14 protein-coding genes and 1 pseudogene are annotated in these 18,091 nt (G+C 52.6%); 10 read left to right on the top strand and 5 right to left on the bottom strand.

From position 1 onward, the window contains the following. The 3 genes from ACKXF7_RS04020 to ACKXF7_RS04010 all read right to left on the bottom strand — a co-directional run bounded on the left by ACKXF7_RS04020 (position 1) and on the right by ACKXF7_RS04010 (position 5,411). Positions 1-1,809 carry a hypothetical protein gene (locus tag ACKXF7_RS04020; protein WP_423742213.1) on the bottom strand — a complete coding sequence of 603 codons (1,809 nt, stop codon included), beginning with the start codon at positions 1,807-1,809 and terminating at the stop codon, positions 1-3. Between the two features lie 554 nt (positions 1,810-2,363). Further along, positions 2,364-2,612 carry a DUF6061 family protein gene (locus tag ACKXF7_RS04015; protein ID WP_097778986.1) on the bottom strand — a complete coding sequence of 83 codons (249 nt, stop codon included), beginning with the start codon at positions 2,610-2,612 and terminating at the stop codon, positions 2,364-2,366. 906 nt (positions 2,613-3,518) lie between these two features. Then, the gene (locus ACKXF7_RS04010) at positions 3,519-5,411 is read right to left on the bottom strand and encodes a BglG family transcription antiterminator (RefSeq protein WP_339394481.1); all 1,893 of its coding nucleotides are present in this window, start codon (positions 5,409-5,411) and stop codon (positions 3,519-3,521) included. 253 nt (positions 5,412-5,664) lie between these two features. On the opposite strand from ACKXF7_RS04010, the gene ACKXF7_RS04005 reads away from it, so the two are divergent. From ACKXF7_RS04005 to ACKXF7_RS03960, 10 genes and pseudogenes are all read left to right on the top strand, one after another. Continuing rightward, on the top strand, positions 5,665-5,976 hold the full coding sequence (locus tag ACKXF7_RS04005) for a PTS sugar transporter subunit IIB (protein ID WP_118529269.1): 312 nt from the start codon (positions 5,665-5,667) through the stop codon (positions 5,974-5,976). Positions 5,977-5,993: 17 nt separating this feature from the next. Further along, positions 5,994-7,268: a PTS sugar transporter subunit IIC gene (locus ACKXF7_RS04000; protein WP_423742212.1), complete on the top strand. Its 1,275-nt coding sequence runs from the start codon at positions 5,994-5,996 to the stop codon at positions 7,266-7,268. Positions 7,269-7,314: 46 nt separating this feature from the next. Further along, positions 7,315-7,653, top strand: coding sequence for a PTS lactose/cellobiose transporter subunit IIA (locus ACKXF7_RS03995; protein ID WP_097774500.1), 339 nt, complete (start codon positions 7,315-7,317; stop codon positions 7,651-7,653). A 3-nt stretch (positions 7,654-7,656) separates the two neighbouring features. After that, positions 7,657-9,183, top strand: a complete 1,527-nt coding sequence (locus tag ACKXF7_RS03990; RefSeq protein ID WP_423742211.1) for a glycoside hydrolase family 1 protein — start codon at positions 7,657-7,659, stop codon at positions 9,181-9,183. A 107-nt stretch (positions 9,184-9,290) separates the two neighbouring features. Then, the gene (locus ACKXF7_RS03985) at positions 9,291-10,424 is read left to right on the top strand and encodes a M20/M25/M40 family metallo-hydrolase (protein WP_348584245.1); all 1,134 of its coding nucleotides are present in this window, start codon (positions 9,291-9,293) and stop codon (positions 10,422-10,424) included. Between the two features lie 120 nt (positions 10,425-10,544). Next, positions 10,545-10,670, top strand: a pseudogene (locus ACKXF7_RS03980) (DUF6061 family protein); the annotation flags it as partial. A gap of 165 nt (positions 10,671-10,835) precedes the next feature. Continuing rightward, positions 10,836-12,173: a TrkH family potassium uptake protein gene (locus ACKXF7_RS03975; protein ID WP_348584246.1), complete on the top strand. Its 1,338-nt coding sequence runs from the start codon at positions 10,836-10,838 to the stop codon at positions 12,171-12,173. Positions 12,174-12,184: 11 nt separating this feature from the next. Then, entirely contained in the window at positions 12,185-12,832 is a 648-nt protein-coding gene (locus ACKXF7_RS03970) for a potassium channel family protein (protein WP_298638328.1), read from the top strand. A gap of 279 nt (positions 12,833-13,111) precedes the next feature. After that, positions 13,112-14,995, top strand: a complete 1,884-nt coding sequence (locus ACKXF7_RS03965) for a DUF4118 domain-containing protein (protein ID WP_423742607.1) — start codon at positions 13,112-13,114, stop codon at positions 14,993-14,995. After that, positions 14,988-15,710: a response regulator gene (locus tag ACKXF7_RS03960; protein WP_249237702.1), complete on the top strand. Its 723-nt coding sequence runs from the start codon at positions 14,988-14,990 to the stop codon at positions 15,708-15,710. Before ACKXF7_RS03965 ends, ACKXF7_RS03960 begins: the two co-directional genes overlap by 8 nt. Positions 15,711-15,842: 132 nt before the next feature. Here ACKXF7_RS03960 and pyrB read toward each other — a convergent pair whose 3' ends face one another. Continuing rightward, positions 15,843-16,796, bottom strand: coding sequence for an aspartate carbamoyltransferase (gene pyrB, locus ACKXF7_RS03955; protein ID WP_423742210.1), 954 nt, complete (start codon positions 16,794-16,796; stop codon positions 15,843-15,845). Further along, complete coding sequence (locus ACKXF7_RS03950; RefSeq protein WP_423742209.1) at positions 16,787-18,088, bottom strand: adenylosuccinate synthase; 1,302 nt, start codon at positions 18,086-18,088, stop codon at positions 16,787-16,789. Before ACKXF7_RS03950 ends, pyrB begins: the two co-directional genes overlap by 10 nt. Positions 18,089-18,091: the final 3 nt, after the last annotated feature.

Raw genomic sequence — 18,091 nt, 5'->3', positions numbered from 1 at the left:
TCAATGGTTGTTTGGCATAAAGTGACTAATTGGAAATCCTAAAAAAGTGGATTGTTCTTCAGGAGAAAGTTTTGAAAAGTGTACAGTGGCTGCAACAGGTGAATCCAATAATAAGTAAGCACCCACATATATTTGTTCATCTTCTTGAGGAGATTCGGTGAGTTGGTATAAGTCGGCTTGTTCGGAAACCGTTAATTTGCGTGACCGTTTGATAGCCTGATAATGATTGATGGTTGTGACAGAGGGCAGAGAGAAAGTGTCATTTTTTCGCACCCAGTCAGTAAGTTCTATAACTGCTGAGAGAATGTCTTCTCTCGTAGAATTGCTACAATCATATGCATGAAGCATTTCAAGAATGAGAGTGTTGAGAGACTGCGAGTATTCTTCAGAGAAAGGGATTCCCTTAAGTGTGTCGAGCATGATGTCGTAGTCAATATTATCACACCACACCATGAGGTTACGATTTAATTGGACATAATAAGAAGATGGATTTTCATTGCCGGAAGAATCCTCTGTCGTAAAAGTTATAGGAGCTTGATTGAAGTCATAAACGTCATAGAAATTATCGGTTCCCTCAATGGGAAGTGTGCATAAAAGAAGATTTAGATTGGCAACATGGCAGGGTCTAAAAATAGAGTCAGAAGGAACTAATTTGACTGATTTTTTGTCTAGAAGTGCGATTTTTAAGATGTTAAGACAATTTTGCCCGGCTTCATCGATAAGCGAGGGGTCTAAATCCTTTTTCACATGGAGAAGGTTTAGAGTGTCCTGCATACCGACCAAGAAGTCAAGTTGTTTTTGGATGGAAGAAACGTCAATGAAACCGGAACTGTTGGAAGATGCGCCACTAAAATTTAGTACGCCACCATTTATTTCGTATTGCTGAGCGTTTAGTACAGCAATAATGAATCGAGCATCTCGGATGCGTTCGGAAAGTGAACCCGACAGAGAAAAATGAAAATCAGGTTTGGCTTGAGTGCCAACTTGTAGAGCTTGATGAATATCCGCACCAAAATTTATGGTTGACAAATTTTTCGTGCGGGAAACAGTATAGTGGTCGTAGAATACTACTGACTTTACACTGATTGGGGCATTTACTGTATAGTTCACAGTCTCGACATTTTTTAGATGAGCAATGGGCAAGGTCACATCGTGTGGCTGCTTAACATAAAGATATGTTTCGTGGTCGAAAAAATAGTCGAAGGGAAATTGATAATTTCGTGATGTAGTAGAATAGCCCATAGTAAGTTCTATATTGGAAAATTGTGCAGGATCAGATGTGCACAACGACTCTAAAGTAACAGGGGTGCTGTTAATGGACGCACGCTGCATATTCATATGATGCGTGAAGTTGAGGAAAACATCTGCGATGTCGTTTTTCTTTTTGGGAAATGTTTTCAGTTCAATGCTCTTATACTTATAAGGATCTCCGTCATATGCCTTTAGATGTTTCTTTAGGTCGTATGGAAGCAAGTCTGCATAATATATAGCTGCCTTATCGCCAGAATCGTTGATATAAATAACAAAAAATATGGTTCCGCCTATAGCAAGATAGTTCTTCAAGTCGGCGTATTGGATAGAGTATTTAATGCTCTTCTTTTTCAAATTTGGTTTACAGTGCCCTTTGACCTGGACAGGGACTTTTAGAATTAAATCGGCCTTAGCGTGGACGTGACCAGCTTTTCGGTATACTTCAACATCGCCATCCCAAGAGGGTTCCTTATCATTGGAATTGATATGGGCGACTAAATGGTCAGTCTTGCCTAAGGCAATTTGAAGATAGCTAAGGCCAAGCATTTCAGAATTCATGTTGAACCTCCTGTGTAGCGGTTACAAAGTGAGTAAGGAATCGATGTGTCTTGATTATACACCCGAAAGCACAGAAAGATCAACTGATAATAAAAATTCTTGAGAATCAGAAAATGAATCGAAAGAAAACGCAAGATGCTTGCCCACGAGGTTTTCTGGATAGATAGACGGGCATTGTCGGTAAGATTTGCGCTGAGTCTTACACTAAAGGAGCATTTTACGCTGACATTTCAGGATTTACGCTGAAAATACGCTGACTTGGCATGGTTTACGCTGAATTTACGCTGAAAACGCTCAATCGCGCGAACAAAGCGCGAATAAATCCGGCTGACCGCGAATAAACCGCGAACAAAGATTGCACGGGCGTGCATTCTTCATGCGTGGGAAGGTGCGACGTGAAAGTTGAAACTTGTAAAAATAAACTGTAATACGATTGAATTTCGGAAAAGTGGGATTGCACGCTGGAATGCACGCGTGCAATGTTGCCTGAATAAAAGTCAGCGATAAAAATGCGCGCCGCGCGATTAGCGGTTTTACCGCGCGTTTTCTGTGGCTCAATCTTCCAGCCTGCCGTGGTCACATCCCAGCGACAGGTAGTGCTCCATCTCCCCTCTCAGCACCATCTGTGCATACTCCAAGGGCTTGTTGTAGAGCAGCCAGTCTAGCTCCGCCCGCTGTGCCGATGTGTTGCCGTACTCGTCCTCCACGGCGATGCAGTCAATGGCAAGGGTGGTGCCATCCTCGAACCGGGCTTCCACCCGGTTGGTGTCCATGTTGTAGTGACAGGAAAGCAATTTTGTCATAATAGTATCCTCCAAGACTTGATTTATGGTGTGCGGTCACTCGAACCAATGCCGTCAAGTCTTTGTCGGATGAAGTAGATTTTAGTTTGTCTGGGAGTAAGTGCACGGTTTCTGCACGGTTTTTGCACGGTTTCAAAACGTGCAAAGGGTGCAAATCGTTGCAAAATCGGACAAAGGGTGCAGAAACTCCAAGCTCAAAACTTGCGATGTATCGCAGAGAAATGACGGTAAAACGTAACTTCCAAAAATTGAGGGAATCGCCCGGCGTGCGCTACGAATCAGTAGGCCGGGGGTTCGAGTCCCTTCCATCGCACCAAGAAAAACCAGTACACATTGTGTGCTGGTTTTTCTTTTTTGTTTGCGTGATGGAAGGGGCTCGAACAGGGCGGCGGCGCATAGCGCCGCAAGCAATCAGCCCAGTGCAACAACGACGACCGCAGCCTGCGGCTGAAACAGGGAGGAGTTGTTGGGGCCGCGTTCTGATTTTTCAAAGCCCTGCCAAGGGGCTGCGGAAAAATCAGCTAACGCAACCCGTTGCTGTTGCTTAGCCCGCGGGTTCCAACGCGTAGGAATGTCTACCGTGGAAGCTGTAAATCGAAAGATTTCATGGCTTTTTTGTTTTGTAAGCCATGGCTGCACGGTTTCTGCACGGTTTCTGCACGGTCGGTGTTTTCCATGTCCGATGATGTAGGGCGCTGTATTGCATTGCAATCAGTGCCCTTTTTTGCATCAGGTGAGCAGTGCCAGGCGGAGCTTTGCCTTCATTTCCGGGTCGGCATCCTTGAGCAATTCCAAGAGAGCCGTCATGGAGATGGTGGGTTCGCCTTCTGCGGCCCCTTTGGAAACCCATCAAAATAGAAAAGCCGGATGCCATCTTAAAGTAGATGACACCCGGCTTTTTATAGGTTACCGCATTTGTGCACAGAATTCTTCAAAGGTATTGGTTTTAAGCAATTCAAGGGTGCGGGATGTGGAGTTGAACAATTCCACGATCCTGTCGAAGGCGGGTTTAAAGAACTTCATCTCAGCTTCAGTAATGCCGATCATCAGAACGAAATGCACCGTTTTCTTTTTCCACTGAATTGGCATATCATTATGGATAACACAGATGAAGGAACGGTCGGCGTACTGATTGATGGCGTGAGGCACAGCCAGTACATCGGTGAAGGCGGTACTGGAAAACGATTCGCGCTGCAGAACGTCCTGTACAAATTCCTCTTTCGCATAGCCATGTTTGACACACTGTTCTCCCATGAAACGAATGTAGGCTGCGGCATCGGACAGACTCACGTTGCGGAAATACAGTTCTTTGTGCAGCAGGCTCTGCAAAAACTGGTGGGCACGGGCAAGTTCCCGCTCGGTGCTGATGGAGCTTAGCTGGGCGCGGATACCTTCACAGTTGGCTTTGGTCAGGATCGGGCTGATCTGCACCACATGCGGATGCTGTATGCCCAGCGGCAGGGTTGTCAGCACAAGGTCGCATTCCGGCTGACGGTTGAGGTACCGGTTCAGGGGCAGAACTTCCTTTACGATGATCTGGTTGGCAAAAGCAACATTGATCTCGTGGATCAGCTGCCGTGCCAGCATATGGTAGGACTCCACAATCACTACACAGGTGGCGTGTTCCCGGCTCTGCTTGTTGTTCTCCAGATAGGAACCAATGTGAAACGCAATGAATGCGATCTCGTCCTCGCTCACTTCGATATGGTAGATCTGCGCAAAGCGGTGTGCAAAGTAGACCGCCATATCGTAGACAGGGGCATAGTCTTTCTTAAACTGCAGCGCAATGGGATTGGGGTAGCTGATATGGAAGGCACATCGCTGCTGCGCATAATACATGTGCAGGGAGAACTGCAGGATATAGTCGTTGTCAAATTCCGGGGTGCAGTACCGCTGGGACATCATGGAAAGGATGGAAGCCACATTATGGATGAACTCCGGGCTGATGACACACTGGATATCCACGGTTTCGTGCTCCACCGAAAGGGCAATCAGCATCAGAATCTGTTTATAATCCCGCTCCGGGATGCGGATGCTGTATTTTTGCTCGAAATTTGCCGAGATCATGTCGGCCAGATTCACGATGTCTTCCCGATCCTGAGAGGATGCCAGCAGCTCGTCTACCGAGATGGGCGGTTCTTTGTCGTCCAGCTCATTGCCGATGTTCAGCCGGATGAGGATGACCAGAATATGAATCAGCAGATTATTCAGCGCAAAATCGTTCAGAAACAGTTTGGACTCCTGACAGGTCGTGAACAGCTCCTGCATAATGCCATCGATATCCTGAGAGGGAAACAGCTGTTCCAATGCATCTTTAGAATTAAAAAAGCCGTAGGTGTTGCGCACGGCAAGGCTGCCGATCATTTTGCGACGGTTCTGCTCGCTGCCACGCAGATAGAACTGGTATTTCTGAGATTCGATGCGCAGGTCGTATTCTTTGGCGATCTCTTTTACCTGTGGGATGACGGTATTCAGAATGGTGCTGGAACTGACATACAGGGCTTCCGCTTCGTCAAAAGCGTTGACACCCTCCTTACTGGTCAATAGATCAGAGAGCACCTTCCAGACGCGGGATTCTGCTTCGTTGGGCAAGGTGTCCAGACTGGCGGTATGGCTTTCCAGACGGTAGCCCTCCCGGGAGGAAGTAATAACGGCCTTGCCCTCCTCGTTGATGGCTTTGATGTAGTTGCGCACCGTCCGTTCACTGGTACCAAGCATATTGGCAAGTGCTGCAGAGGAAATGCTCTGCGATGCGTCGGATAAGATCTTCAGCAGCTGCGTGCGCTTATCGGTTTTCATGCAGAGACACTCCTTCTATAAAAATACAGGTGAAAGACAGAATAAAAATTCATATTATATAGTATAGCAAATGGAAGAAGAAAACAAAACCATACTTTTTTCCGCCTTGTTGGAAAGATGAGGAATTTGCCGGAATCGGGGAAAAACTTTGTTTTGATTTCACAAACGGGCCTGATATACTGGGCACAACGAAACCCGGAAGCTGTTCCGGAGAAAAGAATTGTTTCATTGGATATGGAAAGGAGCAATTGTTATGACCCGTATCTTACTTGCCTGCGGCATCGGCGCTTCCACCGGCTTTATGGCCGCCAACATGCGCAAGGCTGCAAAGGCTCAGGGTTTGGATGTTTCCATCCACGCTGTGAGCAAATCTCAGGTGCCTGAGTACGCCGACAAGATCGACGTGCTGCTGCTTGGTCCCCACTTTTCAGCCGAGGTTCCCAAGTACAAGGAGATGCTGAAGGACCACAATGTGAAGGTGACTTCCATTGATCCGGACGACTATGCTGCATTGGATGGCGAAGCCATTCTGGAGTCGGCCCTCGAGTTTTATGAAGAAGGTTGAAATGGGAGGAAAAAACTATGATGGAGAAGATTCAGGCATGGATCGAGAAACATCTCGTTCCGGTCATTAACAAGATCACGTCGAACTTCTGGTTCGGCATCGTGGCAGATGCAATCCTGTACATTGTTCCCTTCTCGATGGTCAGTGCCATCCCGTCCCTGTGGGCCATCCTCCGCCGCTTTGTTCCGGTGCTGCCGGACATCAGCCCGCTGAGCACCTTCTCGTTTGGTCTGATTGGTCTGTTCGTGGTATTCGTGATCCCCTACAACTGCCTGCAGAAGATCGAAAAGAAAGACCGCTCCATGATCGCAGGCTTTACCGGCATCGGTGCCTACATGATGTGCATGAACTTTCAAACGGTGGACGGCGGCTCGCTGGTTTCCATGAACAAGTTCGGCGCAGGCGGTATGTTCACTGCTATGGTGGTCGGTCTGATGGTGGCTGTCATCTACAAGCTGCTGGCCAAGTATTCCTTCTTTGGTGAGGACAGTGTGATCCCCGACTTTGTTAAGAACTGGTTCGACAACATCGCGGCCATCCTCATCAGCCTGACCGTTGCCTATCTGTTCACCTATGTTGCAAAGATCGATGTGTTTGCCATGGTGCAGGTCCTCATGAAGCCGGTTACCAGCTTTGCACAGAGCGCACCTGGCGTCATTATAATCGTGTTCCTGCAGAATGTGTTCTACTTCTTCGGTGTCTCCGGCTGGGTGTTTACCCCTGTTACCCGCAGCATTACGCAGGCTGCTATTGCTGAGAATGCAGAACTGGTAGCTGCCGGCCTTGCGCCCAAGAATATCTACGCTTACGGTTTCAGCCGTTATCACCACATCGGTGGTCAGGGCGCTACCCTTCCGCTGGCGCTGTTCATGCTGCGTGCAAAATCCAAGAAGTTCCGTCTGCTGGGCAAGGCTACGCTGGTGCCCTCCATCTTCAACATCAACGAGCCTTTGCAGTACGGTGCAGTCGTCGGCAACCCCTTTATGCTGATCCCCACCGTGCTCATCGCCATCATCCTGCCCGGCTTCTCCTACCTGTGGTTCACCATGGGCTGGGGCACCATCAACTATGTCAACTTCGATATGAACTTTGCCCCCAACGCCGTGTCTGCCTTCTTCATGTCCGGCGGCGACTGGCGCAACGTTCTGCTGGTTTGCATCAACTTCGTGCTGGCTGCACTGATCTGGTACCCGTTCTTTAAGGCTGCGGACAAGGCAGAATGCAAGAAGGAAGCCGAGCGCGAAGCCGCCAAGGCTGCCAAGAAGGCTGCCAAGGCTGCGGCAAAGGCATAATTGTTTCGAGTAAGATAAGAGGAAAATGAGGGAGAGGCAACATCCTATGGAAGAAAACGAAAAGCGCGATATCAATATGGTGGCGATGGAAGTCATCATGAACGCAGGCGATGGCCGCGACAAGATCGACGAAGCACTGGCCGCTATGGCCGAGGGCAAGCTGGACGAGGTGGACAAGCTGCTGGAAGAGGCAGAAGCTCTGATCGTCAAAGCCCATAACGCCCAGACCGAGGTCATTCAGAGTCAGGTCAGCGGTGAGAGCATGGAGTACTCCCTGCTGTTCGTCCATGCGCAGGATACGGTCATGACCATCACCACCGAGCTGCGCATGACCCAGAAACTGCTGCCCATCGTCAAGATGCTGCTGAACAAGAAAGGAGACTGAACCATGGCAAAGGCATTCCCGGAAGGATTCCTCTGGGGCGGCTCCACCGCCGCCAACCAGATCGAAGGCGCATGGAACGAGGGCGGCCGAGGTCCGGCTACTTCAGACTTCGCCCGTCTGATCACCAAACAGATCCGTGATACCGAGGGCACCTTTGATGTGCATGTGCCCCACAATGCAGCCTCCAAGGAAATGGTGGAGGACATGAAGGCTCACCCGGAAAATTGGGAGCTGCCCAAGCGCCGCGGCATCGACTTCTACCACACCTATAAGGACGACATTAAATTGTTCGCCGAGATGGGCTTCAAGGTGTTCCGCATGAGCATCAGTTGGAGCCGCATCTTCCCCAACGGTGATGATGCCATCCCCAACGAAGAGGGTCTGAAGTTCTACGATGCAGTGTTCGACGAGCTGCACAAGTACGGCATTGAGCCGCTGGTCACCCTGTCCCATTTTGATACTCCGCTGCATCTGGCCGAGGAGTACGGCGGCTTCCGCAGCCGCCATACCGTAGAAGCCTTTGAAAAGTATGCCGAGACGGTCATCCGCCGCTACAAGGGCAAAGTCAAGTATTGGCTCACCTTCAACGAGATCAACAATGTGTTGTCCAACCCCTTTACCAGCAGCGGCGTCATCTTTGACGGTGCACCGGAACCCAGCAGCTGCAACCCCTATCTGGGCCACTGGCAGGAGAAGTTCCAGGCTGTGCACAACCAGTTCGTGGCAAGCGCACTGGCCACCAAAAAACTGCACGAGATCGACCCGGATGCCAAGATGGGCAACATGCTCTGCCGTCTGGAGAACTACGCCGAGTCCCCGAAGCCCGAGGATCAGCTGCAGGTCATGTTCGAGGATCACTTCAACTGGTTCTTCACCGATGTGCAGGCCACCGGTGAGTATCCCTACTATATGCAGCGCTTCTTTGATGAGAACAACATCCACATCGAGATGGGCAAGGATGATATGAAGATCCTCAAAGAGGGTGCGGTGGACTTCATTACCATCAGCTACTACATGACCTACATCATGCGCTATAAGGGCAGCCCGGTGCCGCAGCCCACCGGCCGTCTGGTGTCCGATATCAAGAACCCCTACCTGCCCAAGTCCGATTGGGGCTGGACCATCGACCCCATCGGCTTCCGTATCACCCTGAACCGCATTTATGACCGCTACCACAAGCCCATCTTCATCTCCGAGAATGGTCTGGGAGCCGTGGATCACTTTGATGAAAAGGGTCAGATCCAGGACGACTACCGCATCGACTACATGCGCGCCCATGTGGAGCAGCTGCGGGAGGCAATCGCAGATGGCGTGGACGTGTTCGGCTACGCATGGTGGGGCCCCATCGACCTGATCTCTTCCGGCACTTCCGAGATGACCAAGCGCTACGGCATGATCTATGTGGATCAGGATGACTACGGCAAAGGCACCGGCAAGCGCCTGCGCAAGAAGTCCTTCTACTACTATAAAAAGCTCATTGCTTCCAACGGCGCGGATCTGGAAAATGATGTGACGATCCCCGAAGAATAACCTGCATAACCGGAGATCCCCATTCTGCAAAGGAGCAGAGCTGACCAACCACAGCTCTGCTCCTTTTTTGCGGTGGTACGGCTGCTATGCGAAACGGAGGAAACTGTATGATCGAAAAAGAAGAGCTGGATCGGTTTATAGCGTCCTGCAAGGATGAACAGGCAGAACTGCTCATGACGCTGGGCCGCATCCCGGCCCCCAGCCACCACGAGGAAAAGCGCGCTGCGTTCTGCAAAAAGTGGTTCGAGCACGAGGGCTGCAACGAGGTGTGGATCGATGAAGCCAAAAACGTGATCTGCAAGTTCAACTGTGACCGGTACGATGAGATCACCGTGATGATGGCTCACATGGACGTAGTGTTCAATGACACGGAAGAACTGCCTATGCGCCGTGACGGCGACATCCTGCGGGCACCCGGCATCGGCGATGACACTGCCAATCTGGTGAACCTGATGCTGGCCACCCGCTTTCTGGTGCAGCACAAAGACCGGTTGCACACCGGTCTGATGATCGTGGCCAACAGCTGCGAAGAAGGCCTTGGCAATCTGAAGGGCTGCAAGGAGCTCTTCAATAACTACGGCGACCGTATCAGGAGGTTTTATTCCTTCGACGGTTATATGTCCCAGTGCACCAGCATCGCCGTAGGCTCCCACCGCTACCGGATGCAGGTGCAGTGCCCCGGCGGGCACTCCTATCTGGACTTCGGCAAAGACAACGCGATTCAGATCGCTGCCGAGATCATTCACGAGCTGTACCGGATCACCCCGCCGCAGCAGGAATACACCACCTACAATGTGGGCCGCATTGAGGGCGGCAGCACAGTCAATTCCATTGCACAGGAAGTTACCCTGCTGTACGAGTACCGCTCTGCCAGTGAAGCGTGCCTGCAGGTCATGAAGGGAGAACTGAACCGGGTGGTGAATGAATTCCGCGCCAAGGGCAAAAAGATCAATCTGGAAGTGCTGGGCGTTCGTCCGGGCTGCGGCGATGGAGACAAGACCGAGCTGAAAAAGTGGACATCAGAAAACGCCGCCTGCATCCGGCAGTATTATGAGGGCGAACTGGATCTTGGTCCCTATTCCACCGATGCCAACATTCCTCTCTCGCGCAATGTTCTGGCCAATACCATTGGCACCGTAAAAGGTGCCGGTGCCCACACCCGTGCCGAGTGGGTAGACCTGAAAAGTCTCCCGGCAGGACTTGGCATCGTATTGAGCCTGATGAACCGATATCTGGATTAAAAAGCAAAATGCCCGCCCACTGTGGCTTTTCCACAGCTGGGTGGGCATCATTTATGCGCGCCGCGCGATTAGCGATTTTGCCGTGCGTTTTCTAAGATTCAATCCTCCAGCCTGCCGTGGTCGCAGCGGGCAGAGTTAGACTACCTTATTTACAATGACCCGCTGGGCTATGCCGATTTGATCCTGAATGGCGACCCGGAGAAATATTTGAAGAATGTGGCTGGAAGCCATGGGTCAGAGATCTGAATGAATGCTGGACATTACCGCTTTTTTTGAGCTGGTGATGCCCGGCATTTTTTAGTGTTGGCTGATCGATTTTAATGGAATCTTTATACTTCTACAATTTTCTTTACGGCTCTTTTATCTGTTCCATGCTAATCTTTATGCACACGGATAGGTAAAGGAGCTTTTATGATTCAATATCCTCGTTACAGGCAGCACCGTTTTTCTTCTTTTCAGGTCATTATTGCAGGTTTTGCGGCAGTTGATCTGGTGGGCGCATTGCTTCTGATGCTCCCGATCGCTGCACAGCAGCGGTGCATCACACCGTTCCATGAGGCACTGTTTACCTCTACCTCCGCCCTTTGTGTGACCGGCCTTGTGGTTCAGGATACCGGCAGTTACTGGTCGGCATTCGGGCAGAGCGTGATTCTTCTTCTGATCCAGATCGGAGGATTGGGTGTCATTACGGTGGGCGCTGCCTTTGCACTGCTTTCCGGGCGAAAGATCTCCCTCAAGCAGCGCAGCACGATGCAGGAAGCTACGGCTGCCCCGCAGATGGGCGGCATCGTGCGGCTGACAGGCTTTATTCTGCGGATCACCGCCCTGTTTGAATTGGCCGGTGCTGCACTGCTGCTGCCGACATTTTGCGCCGATTATGGTTTGCGCGGGATCTGGTATGCACTGTTTCATTCCATTTCGGCGTTCTGCAATGCCGGGTTTGACCTGCTGGGAACAGAGGGGGCAAAATTTGTTTCGCTGACACAGTATGCAGGAAACCCATTGCTTACCACAGTGATCGCGGCCCTGATCGTCTTTGGCGGCCTTGGCTTTCTGACATGGGAGGACATTTGTACATATCGCCTTAATTTTCACCGTTACCGGATGCAGAGCAAGGTGATCCTTGTCACAACGGCATTTCTTCTGGTACTGCCGACGCTGTACTTTTACTGCTTCGAGTTCACGGCAGGCTCTGCCCGGCAGCGCATTTTATTGTCGATGTTCCAATCCGTTACCCCTCGTACTGCCGGTTTTAACACCGCCGATCTTGCTGCGATGGGCAGCACTTCACAGGCATTGATGGTGGTTCTGATGCTGTTGGGCGGTTCGCCCGGCTCCACGGCAGGCGGCATGAAAACCACAACATTTGCCGTTCTGCTGGCCAATATGTGGGCGACCTTCCGCCGCAGAGAAGATGCCGAATTTTTCGGGCGGCGCATAGATGGTTCCGCGGTCAAGAATGCTGCCACCATCGCAGGGATGTATTTGACGCTGTTCTTTCTCGGAGCCTTTGTCATTGCTGCGGCAGAGCAGCTGCCGATGTCGGTCTGTCTGTATGAGACTGCTTCGGCTGTGGCAACGGTGGGTCTGACATTGGGCATCACGCCGCAGTTGGGCATCCTTTCGCAGGGGGTGCTGATCGCACTGATGTTTTTGGGACGTGTTGGCGGATTGACGTTGATCTATGCGGCATTTGGCAGCAGCCCTGCCCACTCTCGTCTGCCGCAGGAGAAGATCGCAATCGGATAAAGGAGGTAACTATGAAATCGATTCTTTTGATTGGGCTTGGCCGTTTTGGCCGCCATATTGCGCAGGAACTGAATGAGCTGGGTCATCAGGTCATGGCGATCGACAACAACGAAGACCGTGTGAACGCCGTGCTTTCCTATGTGACGAATGCACAGATCGGTGACAGCACCAGCGAATACTTTCTGCGCTCCCTTGGTGTCGGCAATTTTGATGTGTGCATCGTAACCATCGGCGGTAATTTTCAAAACTCGCTGGAAACCACTTCACTGCTCAAGGAGCTGGGCGCAAAGCTTGTAGTCTCGCGTGCAGAGCGGGATGTACAAGCCAAGTTCCTGCTGCGCAACGGTGCGGATGAAGTGGTCTACCCGGAAAAGCAGCTGGCAAAGTGGGCAGCGATCCGATACAGCTCTGAACACATTCTGGATTACATCGAGCTGCAGGACGACCACGCCATCATGGAAGTGACCATTCCGCCGGAATGGATGGATCGCACGATCGGTGAGATCAATATCCGAAAAAAGTATAACATCAACATTCTTGCACTGAAAAAAGACGGAAAGCTCGATATGAGCATCACGCCGGATACGCAGCTGTGCCGGGACGAAAGTATGCTGGTTTTGGGAAAATACGCATCGATCCAAAAGTGTTTCCGGCTCTGAAAAGATAGGACGGATCATATGGATGTCGTTTTGTTATTGATGGTTCTTGGAGTCATGTCGAGTGGTTTTTGGGCAGCAGATGCACTGGATCACATACGACGGGAGATCCTTCAACAGGAAGGAAAAAGACGCGGCTGGTGGTCGTGACCATCAAATTGTGCTATACTGTGGGCAAGGCAGGTGATCTTTATGAATCAGAACGACCCACCCACTGAACATATTCTGGCGTGTCTGTCGTCCTCTCCCTCCAATGCAAAGATCGTGCGGACGGCAGCAACGATGGCAAAGGCGTTTGGCGGGACCTTTACAGCTCTGTATGTCCGGACTCCGGATTCGGATCAGATGGGAAAAGAAGATCGTCGGCGCTTGCAGCAGCACATTCGTATGGCAGAACAGGCAGGTGCCGACATTTCTACGATTTACGGGGATGACATTCCGCAGCAGATCGCAGAGTTTGCCCGGATCTCCGGCATTACAAAAATCGTGCTGGGGCGCTCCAGCGTACATCGCCGCCATTTTTGGAGCGGGCCGTCCCTGACCGAAAAATTGACGCTGACTGCACCCAATCTGGATATTTATATCATCCCGGATGCTTCTGCAGAGAACGGCTACGGTTCGGGACGGAAGCTGTTCACCCGTCCGCTTCTGCCGTCTGTCCGTGATCTGCTGATCACCGCAGGCATCCTGAGCGGCATCACGCTCATCGGCTTCTTTTTCCTGCAGCTGGACTTTGCGCGTTATAACATTATCATGCTCTATATGCTGGGGGTGCTGTTCACCGCATGGTTTACCAGCGGCTACACCTGTGGTGTGCTGGGCTCTGTTGCCAGTGTTGCGCTGTACAATTTTTTCCTGACGGAACCGCGCCTGACATTCCATGCGTATGATCCCGGTTATCAGGTCACATTTGCCCTGATGCTGACCTCTGCGATCATTACCTGTGCGTTGACGACACGGTTGAAAGACCATGCAAAAATGTCTGCGCAGGCAGCGTTCCGGACAAAAATACTGTTTGACACAAATCAGCTTTTACAGAGAGCAAAAAGCGAGGAAGAGATCCTCTCTCAGACAGCTTCCCAGCTGATGAAGCTGCTGAACCGGAGCCTGATCGTCTACCCGGAACAAAACGGAGGTCTTGGGGCAGAACAGATTTTTTCGGTTGACGGGGAAACGGCGCAAAACATCTTTTCTGCACCGGAAGAACGGGATGCGGCAAACTGGACGTTTGCCAACAAAAAGCGTTCCGGTGCAGGCACGGATAGCTACCCGGACGCAAAGGGGCTTTATCTTGCACTTCGGACCGGAGGCGGCGTGTTTGGAGTGATTGGGATCGATCTGTCCGAAAAACCGCTGGATGCCTTTGAAAACAGCGTGCTGCTCTCCATTCTGGGCGAAGGTGCGCTGGCCATCGAAAACCGCAGAAACGCACTGGAAAAAGAGCAGGCAACCGTGCAGGCAAAAAATGAAGAGCTGCGGGCAAACCTGCTGCGCACGATCTCCCATGACCTGCGCACCCCGCTGACCTCCATTTCCGGCAATGCCAGCAATCTGCTTTCCAACGGAGAAACGCTGGATACAGAGACCCGGAACAAGATCTGCACCGATATTTTTGACGATGCACAATGGCTGATCGGTCTGGTGGAAAATCTGCTTTCCATCACCCGCATTGAAGATGGACGGATGAATCTGCAGATCTCACCGCAGCTGATGGACGAAATGATCGAAGAAGCACTGCATCATGTCAACCGGAAAAGCTGCGAACACACCATCACAACACAGTATGGGGACGAGATCCTCCTGGTCAATGTGGATGCACGGCTGATCATGCAGGTCGTTGTCAATCTGGTGGATAACGCCATCAAATACACCCCTGTGGGCTCGGTCATTCAGATCTCGGCTTACCGGAAAGACCATCAGGTTGTAGTGGAGGTGGCAGATAACGGTCCCGGCATTCCGGATCGCGCAAAAGCACAGGTGTTCGAGATGTTTTATACCGGGCAGAGCCGCATTGCAGACAGCCACCGCAGCCTTGGACTGGGCCTGCCCCTCTGCCGTGCGATCCTGACGGCTCACGGCGGAACATTGACCCTGCGTGACAACATTCCCAATGGCAGTGTCTTTTCCTTTGCATTGCCGCAAAGTGAGGTGAACATTCATGAATAAGCCGTCCATTCTGGTCGTAGAGGATGATGTTCCTGTACGGTGTCTGATCACAACGACCCTGAAGACCCACGGCTATAAATATCTGACTGCTTCCAATGGGGAAACGGCAATCATGATGGCCACCAGCCACAATCCGGACATCATGCTGCTGGATCTTGGGCTGCCCGATATAGACGGCATCGAGGTCATCCGCAGCGTCCGCACATGGTCGAACCTGCCCATCATCGTCCTGAGTGCCCGGAGCGAGGATTCTGATAAGATCGAAGCACTGGACAACGGCGCAGACGATTATCTGACAAAGCCGTTTTCCGTGGACGAGCTGCTGGCAAGACTGCGTGTAACGCAGCGCCGATTGAATCTGCTGGCTTCTGACGGCATCAACAGCCCGGTTTTTGTCAATGGCCCTTTGAAGATCGACTTCTCGGCCGGCTGCGTCTGGTTGAGCGAGAATGAATTGCATCTGACCCCCATCGAGTACAAACTGCTGTGTGTGCTGGCGCATAATGTGGGCAAAGTGCTGACGCATACCTCCCTCACGCAGAAAGTATGGGGCAGTACGCAGGAAAATGACATTGCCTCCTTGCGTGTTTATATGGCATCCCTGCGCAAAAAACTGGAACGATGCCCGGATGCGCCGCATCTGATCCAGACCCATGTTGGCGTAGGATACCGGATGCTGCGCGTGGAAAATGATGCAGCCATCCCCGAAGAATAACCTGCATAAAAGGTTCCGGTGCCCACACCCGTGCCGAATGGATGAACCGGTATCTGGATCAAACGCAAAATGCCCGCCCACTGTGGGTTTTCCACGGTGGGCGGGCATGATGTTTTTCCGGGAGAGTGAGGCTCAGCGCTGCAGGACTTTTTTCCCGGTCAGCGGGTCGGGGATGCCCAGCAGGGCCAGAATGATCGCCATGCGGATGTAAACGCCGTTGTGCACCTGATCAAAGTAGGCGGCGCGGGGGTCGTTGTCCACATCCTTTTTGATCTCGTCGATGCGGGGCAGCGGATGCAGCACCGGCATATCCTGCGGTGCCTTCTGCAGCAGCGCTTCGTCCAGCTGGTAGCAGCCTTTCAGGCGCAGGTATTCTTCCTCGTTGAAAAAGCGCTCCTGCTGGATACGAGTCATGTACAGCACATCCAGATGTGGCAGCTCGGCTTCAAGGTCAGCCGTTTCCTTATAGATCTGATGGGTCGGCTCCAGCGATTCATTCTTCACATACTGCGGCAGGCGCAGATCTTCCGGCGAGATGAATACGAACCGGTTGCCCTCAAACTGGCTCAGCGCAGCGGTCAGGGAGTGGACCGTGCGCCCGAATTTGAGGTCGCCGCAGAAACCGATGGTCAGATGGTCCAGCCGCCCCTTGCGCTGGCGGATAGTCATCAGGTCGATCATGGTCTGGCTGGGATGCGCGTGCCCACCGTCGCCTGCATTGATCACCGGCACACGTGCAGAAAGGGATGCCCGCAGCGGTGCGCCCTCTTTGGGGTGGCGCATGGCGATCACATCGGCGTAGTTGCTCACCACGCGGGCGGTGTCCTCCACCGTCTCGCCCTTGCTGGCACTGGACAGCTGGGCCCCTGCAAAGCCCAGTGTCTTGCCGCCCAGCCGCAGCATGGCCGATTCAAACGAAAGGCGGGTGCGGGTGGAAGGCTCATAGAACAGGGTGGCCAGAATGCGCCCATCGCACAGGTGGGCATAGGGTGCCGGGTCGGCCTCCATCCGGTCGGCAAGATCCAGAAGGGCCAGCTGCTCTTCCAGAGAAAAGCTGTTGGGCTCAATAAAGTGTCTCACAGCCATGCTCCTTTCAGCACGAACTTCTCGCGCTCGGCACCGGTGGAAACGAACTGGATCTCATGGCCCAGCTGCTTTTCCAGAAATTCCACGTAAGCCTTGGCCTCTTTGGGCAGCTCATCCCAGCTCCTGCAGCCGGAGATGTCCTTCTGCCAGCCGGGCAGCATGGTGACGACGGGCTCCACCCGGTCCAGATCGGACAGCGGGTCGAAGCTGGGGACTTGCACGCCATCCAATGTGTAACCGGTGATCACCGGGATCTCCTTCATGCTGCTGAGCACATCCAGCTTGGTGAGGGCGATCTTGTCCGCGCCCTGACAGGCCAGACCGTAGCGGCTGGCCACGCAGTCAAAGGGGCCTACCCGGCGGGGACGGCCGGTGGCGGCACCGTATTCGCCGCCTGCTTTGCGCAGCTGCTCGTTCCAGCTTTCGCTCATGGCATTCTCGGCGGCAAAGGGGCCTGCACCCACACAGGTGGAGTAGGCCTTCAGCACACCTACCACGTGGTCCAGCTTGCAATTGGGGATGCCTGCACCCAGCGGCGCATAGGCGGCCAGCGTGTTGGAGCTGGAAGTGAAGGGGAAGATGCCGTAATCGATATCCCGCATGGCACCCAGCTGCGCTTCCAGCACGATGCGCTTGCCGCTGTCGTGGGCCTGCTGCAGGAATGCGCCTGCATCACAGATATAGGGAGAGAACTGTCCCGCCTGCATCCGGCACCATTCCAACAGGGCGTCATAGCTCATGGGCTCCTGATGATAACAGCCTGCCAGCTCCAGATTCTTGGATTCCAGGATCATGTGCAGGCGGTCCTGCACCCGCTTTTCGTTCAGGTGCAGCAGATCCCCCAGACGCAGGGTCTTTTTGCGGTACTTGTCGCTGTAGGCGTAGGCGATGCCGCGCCGGGTGGAGCCGAAAGCGGTGCCCTTTCTGGCAAGGCGGTCTTCTTCCAGCCCGTCCTGTACCTTGTGCCACGGCATGGAAATGGTGGCCTTATCCGAGAGCTTGAGGTTTTCGGGGCCGACCCGGATGCCGCGCTGCTCGATGGCGTCCATCTCCCCGGCCAGATGGTCCAGATCGATCACCATGCCTGCGCCCAGCACACAAGTCACGTCCGGGTGCAGGATGCCGGAGGGCAGCAGGTTCAGGATGAACTTGCCCTGCTCCGTGACGACTGTGTGGCCGGCGTTGTTGCCGCCCTGATAGCGGGCCACCACATCGGCGTTTTCGGCTAACAGGTCGATGACGCGGCCCTTGCCCTCATCGCCCCAATTGATACCAGTAACTGCGGTAAGCATAAC

The organism is Faecalibacterium sp. 7, from assembly GCF_049562865.1.
GTDB lineage: Bacteria > Bacillota > Clostridia > Oscillospirales > Ruminococcaceae > Faecalibacterium > Faecalibacterium wellingii.
Note: the sequence above shows the minus strand (reverse complement) of the source record. Positions and strands in the feature narration are given on the sequence as shown.

Bases quoted from the DNA above. Each gene is read 5' to 3' on its own strand.
- ACKXF7_RS03975 (WP_348584246.1), top strand. From the start codon at position 10,836: ATGATTCAATATCCTCGTTACAGGCAGCACCGTTTTTCTTCTTTTCAG.
- ACKXF7_RS03995 (WP_097774500.1), top strand. From the start codon at position 7,315: ATGGAAGAAAACGAAAAGCGCGATATCAATATGGTGGCGATGGAAGTC.
- ACKXF7_RS03965 (WP_423742607.1), top strand. From the start codon at position 13,112: ATGGCAAAGGCGTTTGGCGGGACCTTTACAGCTCTGTATGTCCGGACT.
- ACKXF7_RS04000 (WP_423742212.1), top strand. From the start codon at position 5,994: ATGATGGAGAAGATTCAGGCATGGATCGAGAAACATCTCGTTCCGGTC.
- ACKXF7_RS03985 (WP_348584245.1), top strand. From the start codon at position 9,291: ATGATCGAAAAAGAAGAGCTGGATCGGTTTATAGCGTCCTGCAAGGAT.
- ACKXF7_RS03960 (WP_249237702.1), top strand. From the start codon at position 14,988: ATGAATAAGCCGTCCATTCTGGTCGTAGAGGATGATGTTCCTGTACGG.
- ACKXF7_RS03970 (WP_298638328.1), top strand. From the start codon at position 12,185: ATGAAATCGATTCTTTTGATTGGGCTTGGCCGTTTTGGCCGCCATATT.
- ACKXF7_RS04010 (WP_339394481.1), bottom strand. From the start codon at position 5,411: ATGAAAACCGATAAGCGCACGCAGCTGCTGAAGATCTTATCCGACGCA.
- pyrB (WP_423742210.1), bottom strand. From the start codon at position 16,796: ATGGCTGTGAGACACTTTATTGAGCCCAACAGCTTTTCTCTGGAAGAG.
- ACKXF7_RS04020 (WP_423742213.1), bottom strand. From the start codon at position 1,809: ATGAATTCTGAAATGCTTGGCCTTAGCTATCTTCAAATTGCCTTAGGC.
- ACKXF7_RS03990 (WP_423742211.1), top strand. From the start codon at position 7,657: ATGGCAAAGGCATTCCCGGAAGGATTCCTCTGGGGCGGCTCCACCGCC.
- ACKXF7_RS04005 (WP_118529269.1), top strand. From the start codon at position 5,665: ATGACCCGTATCTTACTTGCCTGCGGCATCGGCGCTTCCACCGGCTTT.
- ACKXF7_RS03950 (WP_423742209.1), bottom strand. From the start codon at position 18,088: ATGCTTACCGCAGTTACTGGTATCAATTGGGGCGATGAGGGCAAGGGC.
- ACKXF7_RS04015 (WP_097778986.1), bottom strand. From the start codon at position 2,612: ATGACAAAATTGCTTTCCTGTCACTACAACATGGACACCAACCGGGTG.